The organism is Truepera sp. (assembly GCA_032027045.1).
Taxonomy (GTDB): domain Bacteria; phylum Deinococcota; class Deinococci; order Deinococcales; family Trueperaceae; genus JAAYYF01.
The window spans coordinates 477,356-494,838 of sequence record JAVSMU010000001.1 but is presented as its reverse complement, the minus strand read 5'-3'; the positions used below and the strand labels follow the sequence as shown (position 1 = coordinate 494,838).

16 protein-coding genes are annotated in these 17,483 nt (G+C 67.9%); 10 read left to right on the top strand and 6 right to left on the bottom strand.

The window, feature by feature from the left end:
- Positions 1 to 2: 2 nt before the first annotated feature.
- From ROY82_02150 to ROY82_02125, 6 genes are all read right to left on the bottom strand, one after another.
- Positions 3 to 1,295, bottom strand: a complete 1,293-nt coding sequence (locus ROY82_02150) for an LCP family protein (GenBank protein MDT3681269.1) — start codon at positions 1,293 to 1,295, stop codon at positions 3 to 5.
- Positions 1,292 to 1,978, bottom strand: a complete 687-nt coding sequence (gene yqeK, locus ROY82_02145; protein ID MDT3681268.1) for a bis(5'-nucleosyl)-tetraphosphatase (symmetrical) YqeK — start codon at positions 1,976 to 1,978, stop codon at positions 1,292 to 1,294. Before yqeK ends, ROY82_02150 begins: the two co-directional genes overlap by 4 nt.
- A 108-nt stretch (positions 1,979 to 2,086) precedes the next feature.
- The gene (gene obgE, locus ROY82_02140) at positions 2,087 to 3,493 is read right to left on the bottom strand and encodes a GTPase ObgE (protein ID MDT3681267.1); all 1,407 of its coding nucleotides are present in this window, start codon (positions 3,491 to 3,493) and stop codon (positions 2,087 to 2,089) included.
- Positions 3,494 to 3,599: 106 nt separating this feature from the next.
- A complete protein-coding gene (rpmA, locus tag ROY82_02135) occupies positions 3,600 to 3,872 on the bottom strand; it encodes a 50S ribosomal protein L27 (GenBank protein ID MDT3681266.1) in 273 nt (90 codons plus the stop codon).
- Positions 3,873 to 3,893: 21 nt separating this feature from the next.
- Positions 3,894 to 4,199, bottom strand: coding sequence for a 50S ribosomal protein L21 (rplU, locus tag ROY82_02130; protein MDT3681265.1), 306 nt, complete (start codon positions 4,197 to 4,199; stop codon positions 3,894 to 3,896).
- Positions 4,200 to 4,357: 158 nt separating this feature from the next.
- Positions 4,358 to 6,235, bottom strand: a complete 1,878-nt coding sequence (locus ROY82_02125; protein ID MDT3681264.1) for an SLC13 family permease — start codon at positions 6,233 to 6,235, stop codon at positions 4,358 to 4,360.
- 206 nt (positions 6,236 to 6,441) lie between these two features.
- On the opposite strand from ROY82_02125, the gene ROY82_02120 reads away from it, so the two are divergent.
- The 10 genes from ROY82_02120 to phnD all read left to right on the top strand — a co-directional run.
- Entirely contained in the window at positions 6,442 to 6,792 is a 351-nt protein-coding gene (locus ROY82_02120) for an HU family DNA-binding protein (GenBank protein ID MDT3681263.1), read from the top strand.
- A 193-nt stretch (positions 6,793 to 6,985) separates the two neighbouring features.
- Positions 6,986 to 9,379, top strand: a complete 2,394-nt coding sequence (locus tag ROY82_02115; protein MDT3681262.1) for a transglutaminase domain-containing protein — start codon at positions 6,986 to 6,988, stop codon at positions 9,377 to 9,379.
- Between the two features lie 145 nt (positions 9,380 to 9,524).
- Positions 9,525 to 10,094, top strand: a complete 570-nt coding sequence (locus tag ROY82_02110) for a flavodoxin (GenBank protein MDT3681261.1) — start codon at positions 9,525 to 9,527, stop codon at positions 10,092 to 10,094.
- Positions 10,095 to 10,299: 205 nt separating this feature from the next.
- Entirely contained in the window at positions 10,300 to 12,051 is a 1,752-nt protein-coding gene (locus ROY82_02105) for an AMP-dependent synthetase/ligase (protein ID MDT3681260.1), read from the top strand.
- Between the two features lie 29 nt (positions 12,052 to 12,080).
- Positions 12,081 to 13,058: a branched-chain amino acid ABC transporter permease gene (locus ROY82_02100; GenBank protein MDT3681259.1), complete on the top strand. Its 978-nt coding sequence runs from the start codon at positions 12,081 to 12,083 to the stop codon at positions 13,056 to 13,058.
- A 25-nt stretch (positions 13,059 to 13,083) separates the two neighbouring features.
- Positions 13,084 to 13,968, top strand: a complete 885-nt coding sequence (locus tag ROY82_02095; GenBank protein ID MDT3681258.1) for a branched-chain amino acid ABC transporter permease — start codon at positions 13,084 to 13,086, stop codon at positions 13,966 to 13,968.
- A 121-nt stretch (positions 13,969 to 14,089) separates the two neighbouring features.
- Positions 14,090 to 15,268, top strand: a complete 1,179-nt coding sequence (locus ROY82_02090; protein MDT3681257.1) for an ABC transporter substrate-binding protein — start codon at positions 14,090 to 14,092, stop codon at positions 15,266 to 15,268.
- Positions 15,269 to 15,332: 64 nt separating this feature from the next.
- A complete protein-coding gene (locus tag ROY82_02085; GenBank protein ID MDT3681256.1) occupies positions 15,333 to 16,148 on the top strand; it encodes an ABC transporter ATP-binding protein in 816 nt (271 codons plus the stop codon).
- Positions 16,145 to 16,927, top strand: a complete 783-nt coding sequence (locus tag ROY82_02080; protein ID MDT3681255.1) for an ABC transporter ATP-binding protein — start codon at positions 16,145 to 16,147, stop codon at positions 16,925 to 16,927. The genes ROY82_02085 and ROY82_02080 overlap by 4 nt, the downstream gene beginning before the upstream one ends.
- A 59-nt stretch (positions 16,928 to 16,986) precedes the next feature.
- A partial coding sequence (gene phnD, locus ROY82_02075) for a phosphate/phosphite/phosphonate ABC transporter substrate-binding protein (GenBank protein MDT3681254.1) occupies positions 16,987 to 17,483 on the top strand: 497 nt, incomplete at its 3' end.

Genomic DNA, 17,483 nt, shown 5'->3' with positions numbered 1-17,483 from the left:
CGTCATTCGCCCACGCTCGCCTGAGCGACGGCCTGGTCGCCTCGCATGACGGTGCGAGCCATGGCGTCGGCACCCAGGACGAGCTCGAGCTGCACGGGCCGCCTCTTGACGGGCTCGAAGCGGTCGATCTGCTGCTTGCCCACGTTGAGCATGCTCGCGAAGTAGTCGGCGTCCTGCCACGAATCGAGCGTGGCGAGCAGTCGGGTGGGGCTGGTGTCGACGTCGCCTGCGCGGACGATGACGCTGCTCGCGTCCACCCCCAGCGCTTCGACGTTCTGCCGGTACCACTCGAGCGCCCCGGGCTCGCCGCTGTGGTCGGTGATGAGCAAAGTCAGATCGGGTGCCGACGAGAACTCCCTCGGCGTGCCTCCGAAGGTGGTGGCCATGAAGGCGTTCACGGTGGCGGGGTCGTAGCCGACTGCCCCCGGGATGCTGCTGTCGAAGTTCGGTAGCGTGGCGGTGGTTTCGAGGTTCAGGCCGCCGACACGCAACGCCAGCTCGCGGGCGATCGTCGGGCTCAGGTTGGTCTCGACATCGTCGAAGAAGGTGTCCACGAGCTCGGGAATCTTGACGACCGCTCGCAAGTTGAGCTCCTTGACCCGCTGCAGCATGGCGTAGGCCAGGCGCTTGACGTTGTCGAGCCGGTCGATGTCACCCCTCAAGCTGTGCCTGTAACGGATGAACTTGCTGGCGTCTTCCCCGTCCATGTGGCGCGGCCCTGCCGGGAAGTGGATGTGCAGCCGACCCGCGTTGTCGTCGTAGTTCATTGGGTAGGGCACGTCTACCTCCACTCCGCCGAGGGAGTCGACGAGGTTCTGGAAGATGTCGAGCTTGATGATCACGTAGTAATCGATGGGCACTCCCAAGATGGCCTCGACGTGCTTCAGAAGCCCCTCTGCACCCTCCCTGGCGTACACGCTGTTGATCTTGCGCCGCTCGTCTACTATCAGGTCGCGTGGGATCGCGATCACGGAGATGTCGTCGTCGCGGACGTCGACGTAGAGGATCGTGTCGGTGTTCGTGCCCTCGGTCCCGCGGTAGCCGCTGAAGTTCCAGCCGATGATCTCGCCATCCTGGGCGTACACGGGCGTCGACGTCCCCTCGCCGTAAACGATGTCGCGGCCCGCCACCACGAAGCTCGCATGGAACTCCTTGCCGCTGAGCCCGATAAGGCGCAGCTGGTCGTCGCTGAGCGCCTTGCGCTCTACGTCGCGCGTCAGCCAGTAGCCCACCAAGCCCACGAGCGCCAAGGCGACGCCCAAGACCATGACCAGGCGCGCCGTTCTGCGCGTCATGCGCTCTCTGCGGCCTGCAGGCTGCGGTAGATGCCCAGCGTGACGGGGTGGATCGGCTTGCCCGTCGCCTTCAAGTACTCGACCTTCGCCTCGACGGCTCGCCTGTAGGCCGCCTTCAGGTCGTGCATGGCGAGGTCGCGTAGCTCGCCGTTCACCCCACGGCCCGGCTCGCACACGTCCGCCACGTAAACGCACATGCCGACGACTTGCCCCGGCGGCACCCCGAACACGTGACCCTCCACGGCCCGAAGCACCGTGGCGTCGGTTACGCCCCAAGCCTCTGCCAGGCGCCGTCCGGCCCGCCCATGTAGCGTCAGCGGGTGCGCCGCTTCCAGTTCGCAGGTTGGCGGCGCGAGCCGCAGGAGTTCGGCGTCGGGTAGGTCACGAGCGGCGTCGTGCAAGATCGCGGCCAGGGCGACCTTCGCCACCTCGGACTCGGGAAGTCCGTTGCCTTTGGCGATGTCCACGGACGTCTCCATCACGCGGCGGATGTGCTCGAAGCGGTCTTGGCTCACCACTTCTCGCACGCGCCGACAGTAGGCGGCGACGGCCGCGTCGGCGACGGCCGCGTCGGCGACCGCTTCGTCGGCGACCGCTTCGTCGGCGCGCACGCCGTCGTGCGGGTCGGCGCCGTGGACGCGGTCTATCTGGTGGTCGGGAGGGTGTGAGGTTTCATCGCTCATGGTGAAGGTGGCGCGGTAGCGGAAGCAACCGAAGAGCAACCCGGCATCTCGGCTACCCCCGGCCGCAGGCGCGCGGCGTGAGGAAAAGTTAGCACGCGCCCGGCCGGTCTAGGGTTCGTCTTCGACTGGTGCCGGGTCGTCATCGGCCTCGGCCTGGTGGTGCGCGGCCACGGCCGCGTCGTCCCCGGCGGCCGCCCAGTGGTCGAGGTACCGTTTACCGGCGCGCTCGGCGTCCTCCTGAGACGTGGTGTCCGTCTCCGGAGCCGTGTCGTCGAAGTAGTCGAACACGGCCGCCCCGATCTGCACTTCCTCGCCGGAACGCACTCCCGCACGCTTCAGTAGCTGGTTGACGCCGTGCACCTTGAAGTGGTGCTGCAGGTACGCCACGGCCTCGGGGTTGGCGGCGTCGAAGCGCGCGACCACCTCTTCCAGCTCGCTACCCGTGACCACCCAGCCGCTGCCAGTCATGTCGCGCTTCACGGCTACGGGCGACGCGGTCACCTTGCGCGGGCCGGAAGCGGCGACGGGCTTCGGCCGCGGCGGGAGGAGCTCGAACAGGGCGGTCCTCAGGTCGCTCAGGCCGCTGCCCTCGAGCGCCGAGATGGCCATGATCGGCAGGCCCACCGCGGCCAGCTCGCTTTCTCGTTCGGCCAGCTCCCCCTCGTCCAGGAGGTCGGTCTTGTTGAGGACGATGACGGCGGGAAGCTCCAGCAGGTCGGGGTCGTACTCGCTCAGCTCGAAGCGCAGCGCCCCCAGCGTCGTCTTGGGTTCGTCGGAGACGTCCAGCACGTAGATCAGCAGCCGGGTGCGGGAGATGTGCCGGAGGAACTCGAGGCCGAGGCCCTTACCCTTGTGGGCGTCCTCGATGATCCCGGGGATGTCGGCCATCGTGAACCGCTGCATGTCGTGCTCCACCACGCCCAGGTTGGGGCTCAGCGTGGTGAACGGGTATGACGCTATCGCGGGCCTGGAGTTGGACAAGGCGGCGAGGAGGCTCGACTTGCCGGCATTGGGATAGCCGACCAGGCCGACATCTGCGATGGTGCGCAACTCCAGGCGCACCTTGCGCGACTCGCCGGGAGTGCCCTTCTCCGCGAAGCGGGGGGCGCGGCGGGTGGAGCTGGCGAAGCTGGCGTTGCCCCTCCCACCCACGCCGCCGGCCGCCACGACCGCCGTTTGTCCGACTTCGACGAGGTCGGCCAGCAGTTCGCCCGTCTCCAGGTCGGTGGCCATGGTGCCGACGGGCACGTCGACGAACAGGTCGGTGCCGCTGAGGCCCGCCTTGTTGCGACCCTCACCCTGCTGGCCGACGGGAGCCCGGAAAACGGTGCGTCCGACCAGCTTGTCGAGCGACGCCACGTCCTCTACCGCGCGCAGGTACACGGAGCCGCCCCGGCCCCCGTGGCCACCGTCGGGCCCGCCCTTGGGGATGTACTTGAGCCGCATGAAGGAAAGGCCGCCGTCGCCACCCTTGCCGCCATGCAACGTGATGTCCAGAACGTCTCGAAACGCCATAGTCTTCTCGCCCTAACGAGAACGCGGCTCCTCCAGGAGCCGCGCCCTACCTTGCTCAGTGGATCCTTATTCCGCCCAGCGCGCCATCAGCGCGCGGGCTCCAAGGTCAGTCTGCCGCGACCTGGGGAGCGGTCTCGATGTTGACGAAGCGGCCCTTGTTCCCCTTGTTCTCGAAGCGAACGACCCCGGTGCGCAGTGCGAAGAGCGTGAAGTCGGAGCCGAGGCCGACGTTGCGGCCCGGCTTGAAGCGCGTGCCGCGCTGGCGAACGAGGATGTTGCCCGCGAGAACGGTCTGCCCATCGAAGCGCTTGACGCCCAGCCGTTGGGAGTTGGAGTCGCGCCCGTTGCGGGTGCTGCCGACGCCTTTCTTATGTGCCATTTGGACCCTCTCCTCGTCGCCTCAGCCGCGGATGCTCGTGATCCGCACGCTGGTGAACTGTTGGCGGTGGCCGATGTGGCGACGGTAGTTGGCCTTGGCCTTGAACTTGTAGATATGGAGCTTCTCGCCGCGCCCGTGGCCGATGACCTCGGCGACGACCGAGGCACCGTCGACGTGGGGGGCACCCACCTTGACGGCCTCCCCGCCTACCAGCAGCACTGGCAGTTCCACGGTGGCACCGGGCTCGGCGGTCAGCTTCTCGACCTTGAGCACGTCACCTTCGGACACGCGGTACTGCTTGCCGCCCGCTTCAACGATTGCGAACATCTTCGACCTCCGGGGTCCGGTATTGGGCGCCAAGCGCCGCCACCGGCCCTTGCTTCCAACATGCTTCGCGCCCCACGCGTCTCGTGGACGGCCGGGCGCCAGAAGGACGATTATAGACGAAATGGCCCACGCCTGACAACTACGGCGCCTAGCCGGCCTCAGTAGGGGAACAACCACGGGATGAGCAGCAGCCCCACCACGGCCATCAGCAGTTGCAGTGGCAGGCCGAGCTTCACGAAATCAGTGAAGCGGTAGTGGCCGGGACCCACCACCAGCGTGTTCACCGGCGTCGACATGGGCGTGCTGAACGAGGAGGCCGAGGCCAGTGCCACCATCATCATCATGCCTTCTGGCGCCACGCCCAGGCTGGCGGCGGCGCTCAGCGCCACGGGCGCCATGAGCACGGCCGTAGCGGTGTTCGACATGAGCAGTCCGAGGCCGGCGGTCACGACGTAAAGACCCACCAGGATCAGGAGGGGACCCGAACCGCCGAACACGCCGACCATCGCGTCGGCCACGACGCTCACGCCGCCCGTCAACTCCAGCGCGGTGGCCAAGGGCAGCATGCCGGCTATCAGCACCACCGACTGCCACTGGATGGAGCGGTACGCCTCTTCCATGGACAGGCAGCCGCTCAGCACGAGCACCAGGGCCGCCAGAAGCACGGCCATCACCGGCGCCAACCAGCCGGCGGACATGCTGATCAGCATGAGCAGCAAAACGGCCACGGCTATGGGCGCTCGGCGGCGCCTGGGAGCAGCCCTCTCCCCTCCGGTCTCGCTGAGGACCACGGCATCGTGACGCTCGCCCTGCAGCCTGTCGATCGCCGACATGGAGCCCTGGACGAGCAGGGTGTCGCCGAACTTGAGGCGCGTCTCCCCCAGCCGCTTGTCGCCACTCCCCTCGGTCACCTGCGCCTGCCCGCGCCGGAGCGCCACTACCTGCACCCCGTAGCGCTCGCGGAACCGCAGGGTCGCGAGGCTGTTGCCGATCCAGGACGACCGCGGCGTCAGCAACACCTCCGCGAATCCCAGGTTGGCAGGGACCAGGTCGTCGGCGGCCGCGTCCACCGCCTCGAGTTCCACCTCGGCCTTGCGCGCCGCGGCCGCCAGCGCTTCCGGGCTGCCCTGGAGCAAGATGCGGTCGCCCTCCACGAGCAGGGTGTCGGGGCCGATCCGCTTCGAGCGGCCCAAGTAGCGACGGGAGCGCCGACCGCTCTTGACGACCTCGGGCTCCGTGTCCACCGCCAGGACTCGCACGCCCAAGCGTTCGGGCCAGCGTAGGCCGCGTAGGGAGGCGCCCACGAGGGGCGAGTCCGGCGCGAGCGTCAACCTTCCCAGGCGCGTGGGCAGACCGTAACGCTCGGCGACCTCGATCAGGGCCTCGTCCTCGGCGCCCCCGGCGGGTCCGGGCGTGTTGGGAGCCGTGGCGGGAAGCGCCCGCCGGCCGAGCGTGACCATGAACAGGGTGGTAACCGCGAGCATGACGACGCCCAGGAGCGTGAAGGAGAAGAAGCCGAACGGCTCCCGGCCGGCGCCCTCGAGGGCCTGCGACACGACCAGGTTGGGCGGGGTGCTGATGAGCGTGAGCATCCCGCCCACGAGCGCCGCGTACGCGACCGGCAGCAGGAGCTTGCTCGGGCTGAGCTTCGCGCGCCACGCCATGGCCACCGCGATGGGCAGCATGACGGCAACCGTGCCCGTGGAGCTCATGAAGGCAGACAGGACGCCGGTCGCCAGCATGACGGCCAGGATCATGCGCGGCTCGCTCTGGCCGGCCACCCTCCCCAGGGTGCGGCCCACGGCCGCCGCGATGCCCGTGTTGACGATCGCGTACGACACCACGAACAACCCCGCGATCATGATCACGAGCGGGTCGCCGAACCCGGCGAGCGCCTGCTGCGGCGTCAGGACGCCCGACAGCACGAGCGCCAGCACGACGAGCAACGCCACCACGTCGAGCCGCACGCGGTCCGAAACGAAGAGGACGACCGCGGCGGCGAGGATCGAGAAGACGACGAGGCTGGATCCGGCCATGCCCCAAGTTACGGCCTCGGCTCCCCGGACGGCCCGGTCGTTCGTCCCACGAGTTCACGGAGGGTCGCTCGGGGCGTGACGAGCGCCATACCGTTAGTGAGATATTACACATAGCGGCTTATTTTCCCTGCCCCATCGCCCGGTGTAGTGATTTTCTCGTGCCTCATGCCCTATACTCTCGGCGAGTTCACGAAAGGAGCTCGCTCATGGCTAAAGCCAAGGCCGCACCCAAGAAGGCAGACAAGACCGTCAGCAAGGCAGACCTCGTCAGCGAAGTCGCCGAAGCCACCAACCAGTCCAAGAAGGCCGTCAAGGAGACGATGGACTCGCTTCTCGCCTCCATGACCACCAGCATCGCCAAGGGGCACAAGGTGACGCTCACCGGCTTCGGCACCTTCGAAGTCCGCAAGCGCAAGGCCCGCACCGGCGTCAAGCCCGGCACGACCGAGAAGATCAAGATCCCGGCGAGCCAGTACCCGGCGTTCAAGGCGGGCAAGAGCCTCAAGGACACCGTCAGCGGCAAGAAGCCCGCTGCCAAGAAGGCCGCCAAGAAGTAAGGGTCCAATAGGTCAGCGGTTACGGGGGCGCGGCCGAAGACACCGCGCCCCCGCTCCGTTGGTCCCGCGCCGCATTCCGTAGCGCCGAAAACGCGCTTCACCACCCTGGCAGCTGCTCAGCGGCACGTTCACGTGCCAAGCGCCTTCACCGTCCAGGCGCAGTGGAACAACCGCCACGCGTTGGGGGAAACAGATGATGCCTCACACTCCCGAGCCCGCCGTCCGTCCCACCATGAGTGCGCGCTGCACGCGCTTGCTAGTGGCCCTCGCGCTGCTGATCGCCGGCGCGTCGGCCGCTGCGCAGGCCGGCGCCTCGGGGCGTCCTGCGTGGCTGGACGACCTCGACCGTTACGTGGCGGTCATGCGCGCTGGGCTCGGCGACTCGGGCGCTGCCCGGCTGTCGCTCGACGACCTGAGTCTCGAACTCGCGTTGGAGGAACCCGACGTCATCGTCGAGTGGGTGCGAACTCACATCGCTTACCAGCCGTACGCGGGGGTGCTGCGCGGGGCCGAAGGCACCGTTGTCAGCGGCGCCGGCAACGCCTGGGATCAGGCCCTGCTGCTCGCAACGCTGCTGCAAGACGCCGCGTTCGACGCACGCATAGCCTTCGGCAGGCTGCCGGAGGAACCGGCCTCGCGACTGTTGGCACAGACGACGGGCGCGCCCAGCGCCCCGCCGGACGTCGCCGTTCCACTGGGAGAGCTTGGCGCGCTGGTCGGCTTCAGTAGCGATCAGGCCGAGACCTGGGTCGCCGAGGCCGAGGAGCAGCTTGCCGCGCTTGCCGAGCAGAGCGACGCCATGGCGCAGAAGCTACTCACGGCGCTGGACGACGCCGGGGTCGAGCTCGGCGCCGGCGCCGAGGCGCGCGCCGCCCTGCTCGCGGATGCCGAGGACTACGCTTGGGTGCAGGTCCGCCGCCCCGACGGTGGGTGGGATGACGTTCATCCGGCCTTCGCCGAGCCGACGCCCGACTTGGGGCTCGAGCCCGAGGGGGTGCTCGAGGGCAGCGTGCCGCCCGAGCACCAGCACCGGCTTCGCATCGAACTCGTCCTCGAGCAGCGACTGGGGGACAAGTTGGTCGAGCATGCGCTCATGACGCCCTGGGAACGGCCCACCGCGAACCTCTTCGGCGTTCCGCTCACGCTCGACATCACCGCCGACGGGATGGACGACGCGGCATACGCCGCCGGCGACGCGCAGGCCGTGCTGGACGCCACGCACTTCTTCGCCCCCGGCTTCAACGGTTCGCTGCCCGAGGGTGGCCAGGTCTTCGACCTGAGCGGGCGGGTAGTACCTCCCGACGCGGCCGGCAACGTGGCCGCCGCGCTGTTCCAGACCGTCTCCGACGCGATGAACAAGGCAACGAGCGCACTGGGAGCACTTGGCGGCAAGGAGGCCGCGGACAGTGCCGGCGCCATGGCCCTCGCCTCCGTTTACGTGCGCTACACGCTCATCGGTCCGGGGGGCGTTGAACACTCCGTGCGCCGCAACCTGCTCGACCGCGTGGGCGCCGACAACCGCGCCAAGGGCAGCAGCGCGTTCGCGAACGAGATGAGCGACCTCGACATGCTCGAGGCCCTGCAGGGAAGCATCACGGTCATGGCCATGACGGGCTCGTTCAGCGAGGCGTACAGCCTGCAGCGCTCCCTCGCGGCTACCGAGGCCGTGAGAGACGAACTCGCCACCATGGACGAGGAACTCCGCTCGGGCCGCTTCCAGGGTTACCGGCCGAGCTCGGAGCTGGCCGACGCCGCGCGTCCCATGGCGCACCTGCGGCTGTTCGATCTCTTCGACGCCGCGCCCACGCCGGACGGGGCGGTGACGTTCCGACCCGCTCCGGCGCTGGTCGCCTTCGAGCAGCACTGGCCCGAGGGGCGTGACGTGGTGGACGTGATCGCCAACCCGACGCGAACCCTCACCACTGCCCCGGACGGGGTGCGTGCGCTCGCCCGCGAGTCACTGCGCCGCGGCGTGTGGGAGACCCGCACCGAGGGCCTGCCGCTGGCGGGCGATGGGGTCACCCGGCATGGCGCCTTCGACGGCGTGGCCGCCGCGCTAGAGGCGGGCGGCACGCTTACGGTGGTGCGTGGCGCCTCGGACCTGCCCGGCTCCTGGCCGGCCGCCAGCCGCGCCGCGGCGGGCCGCGACCTCGAAGCAGGGAACGTGGTGCTGCTGGCGGAGGGGCCCGCGGCCGACGGGGCCGAACCCGCATGGTTCCGCGTCGACCCCGTCAGCGGCGCGGCGCTGGGGCTGGCCGGGGCCGGCCGCGGTCAGGAACTGACCGAGTACCTCGTGACCGAGACCGTGAGCTTCTTCAACGACTACGCCGGCATCGCGCTCATGGTTCGTGACCTCCACGCATGCGAGGCGAAGCCCAAGCTGAGTGAGAAGGTGTGCTGCATGATGGAGGTTTACGTCAACAACATCATCGTCGGTATGCCGCTCGGGGCGGCCGTAGGGGGCGTCTTCGGAGTCGCCGGCAGCACCATGCTCACGGGCATGAGCGCGGCCAACGTGGTGCCCAACTTCGGGGCGAAGATGGGCGTGTGCGAGGTCATCGACCCTTCCAACCTCGACGACTTGTGACGACTTGGGAGACGAGGTGCCGTAACACTGCTTGGCAGGCTTGGTGCCGCCACACGACTTGGCGGGCGAGCCGCCGTCACAAGGCTCGCTCGTCGCATGACGCCGGTCAACGTCCGTTCGGCTCGGTTGGGCGTAGCATCGACTCGTGTTGCGTAACGGTCCCCAGAACGGCCCCCTCAAGATCATCGTCGTGTACGCCACCATGTTCGGTGCCACCGAGCTGGTCGCGGAGCGAGTGGCGGAAGCGCTCTCCAAGGAGTTCGGCGTCGAGGTCCCCTGTCGCGACGCTGCCTGGCTCGACTTCGAGGAGCTCACGAGCGCCGACCTGATAGTCGTCGGCTCTTCTACCTGGAACATCGGGCAGTTGCCGAGCGACTGGGACATGCGGCTCGACGAGCTGGGCGCGCTGGACCTGCGGGGCAAGTTCGTGGCCCTCTTCGGCACGGGCGACCGCCGCGGCTACCCTGACACGTACCTCGACGCGCTCGACACCATCGCGCGGGCCCTGGAGCCCACGGGCGCGACCTTGGTCGGCGAGTGGCCTACGGCCGGCTACGTCTTCACCGGCTCGTTGGCGCAGCGCGGCGACTACTTCCTGGGCCTGGCCATAGACGAGGACAACGACGACGACCTGACCGACGCGCGCGTAGACGCCTGGTGCGCTCAACTGGCGGGCGAGTTGAACTCCGCGTTGGCACTGGAGAAGGCCGGCTGAACCGGGAACCCTAGCTCGCAACGGTTCACCGCCCACGACGCGTCACGAACCGCGACGCATCACCGCCCACGACGCGTCACCGCCCACGATGCGTCACCGCCCACGGCGCGTGCCGACCGTAACGCGTTGCCGACCGTAACGGGTCACCGACCGCGCCGGGCCTCGGGTTGCCCGCCCTTCGGGCCGGGTTACAATCGTCCATACGATGACGGAAAACGGCTTACGAGCGGGCAGCGTGCCTGCGCTGCTTCGCGACAGGTCAACAGGTACCGGCGTCGCCCTCCGGGTCAAGCGCCTCGGGCTCTGGGAGAAGATCTCCTGGGCCGAGTACGCGGCTCGCGTCAACGCCCTCGCGCGCGAGATGATCCACCTGGGGCTGGAGGCCGGCGAGCGGGTGGCCGTGCTGTGCGAGAACCGGCCGGAGTGGCTCATCGCAGATATCGCCATCCAGACGGCGCGGGGCGCAACGGTGGGTGTCTACACCACCAGCAGCCCCGAGCAGCTCGCCTACCACGTGAACCACTCCGACTCGGTGGGCCTCTTCCTCGAGGACGCCGAGCAGTTGGAGAAGTGGCTCGCCGTCCGCGACCAATGTCCGACGGTCAGGTGGGTCGTGGTGGTCGAGCCCGAGGACGTCGAGGGCACGCTCGAGTGGGAAGCGGTACTGCAGTCGGGAGCGGAGCGCTACGCGGCCGATCCGGCCCCCGTCGAGGAGCGCCTCGCCGCAATCGAGCCGAGCGACACGGCGTTGTTCATCTACACGTCCGGCACCACGGGCAACCCCAAGGGCGCCATGCTCTCGCACGCCAACTTGCTGTGGGCCATCGACTCGCTGAACGCGGCCACGCCCCTCCGGGCGGACGACGAGCTGCTCTCGTTCCTGCCCCTGTCGCACATCGTCGAGCGCCTCATCAGCGTCACGGCGCCCCTCAGGTTCGGTTACACGGTCTCCTTCACCGAGAACCTCGACACGGTCCTGACGAACCTCCAGGAGATCCGTCCCACGGTCTTCTTCGCCGTGCCACGCATCTGGGAGAAGCTCTACTCCATGGTGGAGCTGCACATGAAGGACGCCAACGTCGTCAAGCGCGTCGCCTACTCGGCCGCCATGGGCGCCGCCCGGGGCCACAACCGGCTGGCCACGGGCCTGGCGCACCTGGCCGTCCTGCGCCTCCTGCGCTACCGCCTCGGGCTCGACCGCGTGAGGGTGGCGATCTCGGGGGCGGCGCCCATCGCACCCGAGGTGCTGGGGTACTTCAGGCTGATAGGCGTCGACGTGCGCGAGGGCTACGGACTCACTGAGTCCACCGGCATCATCTCCATCCACCGCGGCGGTGGACGCCTCGGCACGGTCGGGTACCCGTTCAAGGGCGTGGAGGTGAAGATCGCCGACGACGGCGAGATCCTGAGCCACAGCCCGGGCAACTTCCTCGGCTACCACAAGGACCCCGCGGCCACGGCCGAGGTCCTCGAGAACGGCTGGCTGCACACGGGCGACGTCGGCGAGATCGACGACGACGGCCAACTGCGCATCACCGATCGTAAGAAGGACATCCTCATCACCGCGGGGGGGAAGAACATCGCGCCACAGAAGATCGAGAACAAGCTCAAGTCGAGCCCCTACATCAACGACGCCGTCGTAATAGGTGACCGCCGCAAGTACCTCACCGCGCTCCTCGTCCTCGACGAAGACAACGTGACCCACTGGGCCACCGAACGGCAGCTGGCTTACTCGACCTATACGGACCTGGCGGCCAACCCCGAGGTTCGCGAGTTGATCGAGGCCGAGGTGGAGGGCGTGAACGACACGCTGGCGCGAGTCGAGACCATCAAGAAGTTCGCCATCTTGCCCAAGCGGCTCTACCACGAGGACGGCGAGGTAACGGCCACCCTCAAGGTCAAGCGTTCCAGCATCGCGAAGAAGTATGGGCACCTCATCGAGGAGATGTATGCCTGACCGCCCGCCGAGAGGCGAACGGAGTCACCATGCTCTTCCGTGAACGCTACGAGAACGACCTGTGGTTGATCCGAGGATCGCAGGCGTGGGTGGTGGCGGGCCTCGCAGGAGCGTTGCTACTGGCACTGCCCTTCCTGGTTAAGGGCTACCTCATCTACAACTTCACCCTGTTCTTCGTCTACGCGTTGGTGGCTCTCTCGCTCACCGTGTTGGTGGGCCTGACCGGCCAGGTCTCGCTGGGGCACGCGGGCTTCCTGGCGGCCGGGGCTTACGTCCACGCGGTACTCACGCAGCACGACTGGCCGTTCCTGCTCGCGCTGTTGGCCGCCATGGCCGTGTCAGCGGTGCTTGGGGTCATCATCGGCGTGCCGTCGCTGCGGCTGGAGGGCCCGTACCTGGCCATCGCCACGCTCGGTTTCGGCTTGGCCATCCAGCAGATCCTCAACAACTGGGCGTTCGTGGGCGCCTCCACCGGCACCATCGTCGACCGGCCGGTGCTGCTAGGCATCGACTTCTACGGCGACCGCGCGTACTACTACCTGGTGCTGCTGTTGGCCGGCGTAGTCACCTGGATGCTGTTCAACATCGAGCGGTCGCACATCGGCCGCGCCTTCCGCGCCACGCGCGACGCCGACCTGGCCGCCCAGATGAGCGGCATCGGGCTGGCCCGCTACAAGACCCTCGCGTTCGTGATCTCGGCGACGGTGGCCGGCCTCGCCGGGGCGCTCTACGGCCCGCTGGTCGGCTACATCACGCCCGAGAGCTTCAACCTCATGCTCTCCATCAAGTTCCTGCTGATGACCCTGGTGGGCGGGCTGGGCTTCCTGCCCGGGGCCCTGCTGGGGGCGGGGTTCATCACCGGCCTCGACGTCTACCTCTCCACCTTCCGCGCCTGGTCGCAGTTAGTCTTCGGCGCCGTGGTGATCGCCATCATGATGCTCGAGCCCGCCGGCCTCTACGGGCGCTGGCTCAAGATCAGGCGCTTCTGGAAGTCGTGGCCCCTGTGAGTGCTCAGGGCAGGAGGTTGCGCTGATGGGCGGTCTGGACACCCTCGTCCAGAGCTTCGTGAGCGGCGCCAGCTTCGGGAGCGTCTACGCCCTCGTGGCGCTAGGGCTCGTGCTCCTCTACCGCACCACCCGCATCCTCAACTTCGCGCACGGCGACCTGGGAGTGACGGGCACCTTCATCGCCTACACGCTCCTCACGCAACTGCGCATCCCGTTCGGCCTCTCGTTCCTGCTCGCCCTGGTTGCCGCCGCGATCATCGGCATGCTCGTCTACTTGCTGCTGGTGCGGCCCGCCAAGAACCAGAGCGAGCTGGGGCTCCTCATCCTCACCCTGGGGCTGGCGCTGGCACTGGGCGGGCTCGACGCACTCTTCTTCGGCAACGACAACAAGATCGTGCCCACACTCGTGACCGACAGGATCTTGCGCTTCGGCGGCGTGTCGCTCAGCCTCGTCTCCATAGTCACGGCGCTCTTGGGCGTCGTGCTCATGGTCGCGCTCTGGGCCCTCCTCACCTACACGAAGCTCGGCGTCGCCATGCGCGCCGTGGCCCAGCGCGAGGACGTGGCCGAGGCGATGGGCCTGCCCGTCCGCACCGTGCTCATGGCCACCTGGGCCGCGGCCGCCGTGCTTGCCACCGCCGCGGCGCTGCTGTTCGCGCCCACCACCCTCCTCAACCCGACCATGATGCTCGACCCTCTCAGCAAGGGCTTCGTCGCCGCAGTTATCGGGGGCATGAACTCGCTACCGGGGGCCGTGCTGGGCGGCTACATGCTGGGCATCCTCGAGTTGCTGGTGGGCGTCTACGTGTCCCTCGAGTTCAAGGCCTCTTTCGCGTTCCTCGTCGTGATCCTGGTGCTGGTGCTGAAGCCTCACGGATTGCTTGGGAGGCCCGACGTGAAACGCGTCTGAGACGCGAGAAGTGAGTGTTCTACTCGAGTCTTCCGGCTTTGCCACGCGCCTGGGCCGCATGGTAGCCTCGAACCTCAAGAGCCCAACTCGTACCCCAGCCACTGGCGGGGAAAGGAGCAGCATGAAGCGGATCATCGCGTTCGTCGTTCTCGGTGCACTACTGGCTTTCAGCTTCGCAGCGGAGCCGGGCATCACGGATACCGAGATCAAGATCGGCAACTGGGGCCCGCAGTCCGGCCCCGCGGCCGCCTGGGGCACGGTCACCACGGCCATCGACGCCTACTTCCAGTACATCAACGACCAGGGTGGCATCCACGGCCGCAAGCTGGTCCTCGTCTCCCGTGACGACGGCTACGACCCGGCCCGCACCGTCGCCGCCGTACGTGAACTCATCGACCGCGAGAACGTCTTCGCGTTCGTGGGCGGGGTAGGCACGGCCAACGGCCTGGCGGCCATGCCGCTACTCAAGCGGGCAGGCGTGCCGTGGGTGGGGCCCGCCACGGGCTCCGAGGTCTTCGCCGAGCAATCGGACGGCCTGATCTACACGACCTTCACCGACTACGTCGTGGAGGCCTCCCTCATGACCCGCTACGCCGTCCAGACGCTGGGCAGCAAGAACATCGCCATCTTCTACCAGAATGACGGCTACGGCCAGGCCGGCCTGCGCGGTCTCGAGGCGGAGATCGAGCGCCTCAAGGCCGACGGCTACGACGTGACCGTGGGCGACAAGGTGCCGTACGAACGCGGCACCACCAACCAGGGCGTGCAGGCGTTGCGCCTTCGCGGTTCGGGCGCCGACACCGTGCTCCTCTTCTCCGACCCCACCGCCGCCGCAACGCTCGTAGGCGAGCTTCAGCGCCTCGACTTCAAGCCGCAGATGCTCGCCACCGTAACGCTCCTCGACCCGAGCCTGCTCTCCAACCCGGGGATGCAGGGCGCGCTCTTCTCCGTGTTCCTCCGCCTGCCGTCCGTCATCGTGGGCGAGGGTAACGGCGACCCGATCGCCGATCAGATCTATAAGGACGTGGTTGTGGCCTACGCTCCACAGGTCGCGGCCGACCCGTTCCGGGCCCTCGCCGGCGTGGCGTTCGCCGAGCCCCTCGTGCTTGCCCTCGAGGCCGCGGGCCGCGACGTGACCCGCGCCTCCTTCGAGGAGGCCCTCTCCAACATCACCGGCTACACGACGGGGCTCTACCACGACCTGTCGTTCGCCGACGGCTACCAAGGCAACAACTCCGTCATGCTCCTGCAGGTGACCCCGCAGGGCCTCCGGCCCGTCTCCGACTGGCTCACGCTCTAAGTAGCAACCTTGGCCGTGGGGCGCCCTTCTGGGCGCCCCACGCCGGATATCTAACGTGACCTATATGCTGCAACTCGACTCGGTGACGCTCTCGTTCCGTGGCCTGACCGCGCTGTCCGGCGTGTCGGCGGGCGTCAGCGAGGGCGAGGTCGTCGCCGTCATCGGCCCGAACGGCGCCGGCAAGACGAGCCTGTTCAACATCATCTGCGGCTTCTACCGCCCCGACACGGGAACCGTCACGTGGCAAGGCCGCGAGATCACGGGAATGGCGCCACACATGGTGGCGCGCTCGGGGATCGGGCGGTCGTTCCAGAACATCGAACTGTTCAAGTCGCTCACGTGCCTGGACAACCTCCTCCTAGGCCGGCACCTGCACGTGAAGTCCAACCTGTTCTCCGCCATGTTGGCCACCCGCTCGTGGGTCCGAGACGAGGTCGCGCAGCGCCGCCGGGCCGAGGAGCTGATGGACCTCCTCGACCTACAAGCCTACCGCGACCAACCGGTCGGGGCGCTGCCCTACGGGGTGCAGAAGCTCATCGAGGTGGCCCGGGCACTGGCGTCCGAGCCCAGGCTGCTGCTGCTAGACGAGCCGGCCGCCGGCATGACCGTCGAGGAGAAGGACGACATGATGGTCACGCTGCTAAGGCTGCGCCGCGACCTGAACCTCACCATGCTGGTCGTCGAGCACGACCTTCGGGTGGTCAGCCGGCTGGCGGACCGCGTCGTCGTTCTCGACCACGGGAACAAGATCGCCGATGGCACGCCACACGAAGTGCAGGACGACCCGGCGGTAGTGCGCGCTTACCTTGGAAGCACGAAGCTGGCCGGCCCTACGACCGGGGCGGATGCCGGGGCCCAGGCCGAAAAGGTCCTCAAGTGAACCCGGCCTTGCTCGAGCTGAGGACCGTCGAGAGCGGTTACGTCAAGCAGCTTCGGGTCTTGAAGGGCGTGTCGCTGACGGTACGGGCCGGCACGTGCGTGACCGTGCTTGGTTCCAACGGTGCCGGCAAGAGCACGATGCTGAAGACCATCATGGGCCTGGTGGAAGACGAGCCGCGCAAGGGAACCGTCATGGTGATGGGCAAGAACATGACGCGAGCGGCCACGGAGCGCATCTCGCAGGCCGGCATCGCGTACGTGGTCGAGGACCGCGGGATGTTCCCGGACCTGACGGTGTCGGAGAGCCTCAGGTTGGGCGCCTTCCACCGCTCCGACCGCACCGCCGTGAACGAAGACCTGGAGCGCATGTTCGGCTACTTCCCACGCTTGGCGGAGCGGCTGAAGCAAGACTCCGGCACGCTGTCGGGCGGCGAACAGCAGATGCTCGCCATCGCCCGCGCCCTCATGAGCCGACCCAAGCTCCTCATGCTCGACGAGCCGAGCCTCGGCCTGGCTCCCATGCTGGTCGAGGAGATCTTCGGGGTCATCCGCGAGATCAACCAGGAGGGCATGGGAATCCTGCTCGTCGAGCAGAACGCCAACCAGGCGCTGGCCATCGCCGACTACGGTTACGTCCTCGAAGGCGGCCGCTTCGTGCTGGAGGGCGACGCAGGCGAGTTGCGCGCCAACGAGAACGTGCAGGAGTTCTACCTCGGGGTCAGGGCGAGCGGTGACGAGCCTCGGCTACACGTTCGCAGGCGAAGGCGGCGTTGGAACTAGACTTCGGTGACGCCCCGGCCGCCCTGTTAGGCTGGGGCCCGCAAACCGGAGGACACCAAGTGAAGCGACCGATCTCCCCCCTCATCGCTCTCGTGCTGGGCGCAACCCTGTTCATGGGCGCCGCTCGAGCACAAGGAGACGTACCCAGCAAGCTCATCTTCGGCATCATCCCGAGCCGCGAGGCCGGCGTCATAGTCGACAACTTGGGCCCGATCGCCGACATGCTTTCCGAGCGCCTGCTCATCCCCGTCGACACCTTCATAGCCACCGATTACGTCGGCCTCGTCGAGGCCATCGGCACCGGCCGCGTCGACATCGGCCTCATGGGTCCCGCGGCCATAGTGCAGGCGGTGGACAACTACGGCGCCCAGGTCATCCTCGCCTCCGTGCGCAGGGGCTCCACTACTTACCGGGCGCAGTTCAACGTCCGCTGCGACAGCGGCATCACGACCTTCGAGCAACTCCGCGGCAAGACCATCGCCTTCGTCGACCCCGGCTCCGCCTCCGGCTACCAGTTCCCCTACGTCACCCTCAAGAACACCTACGGCATCGACCC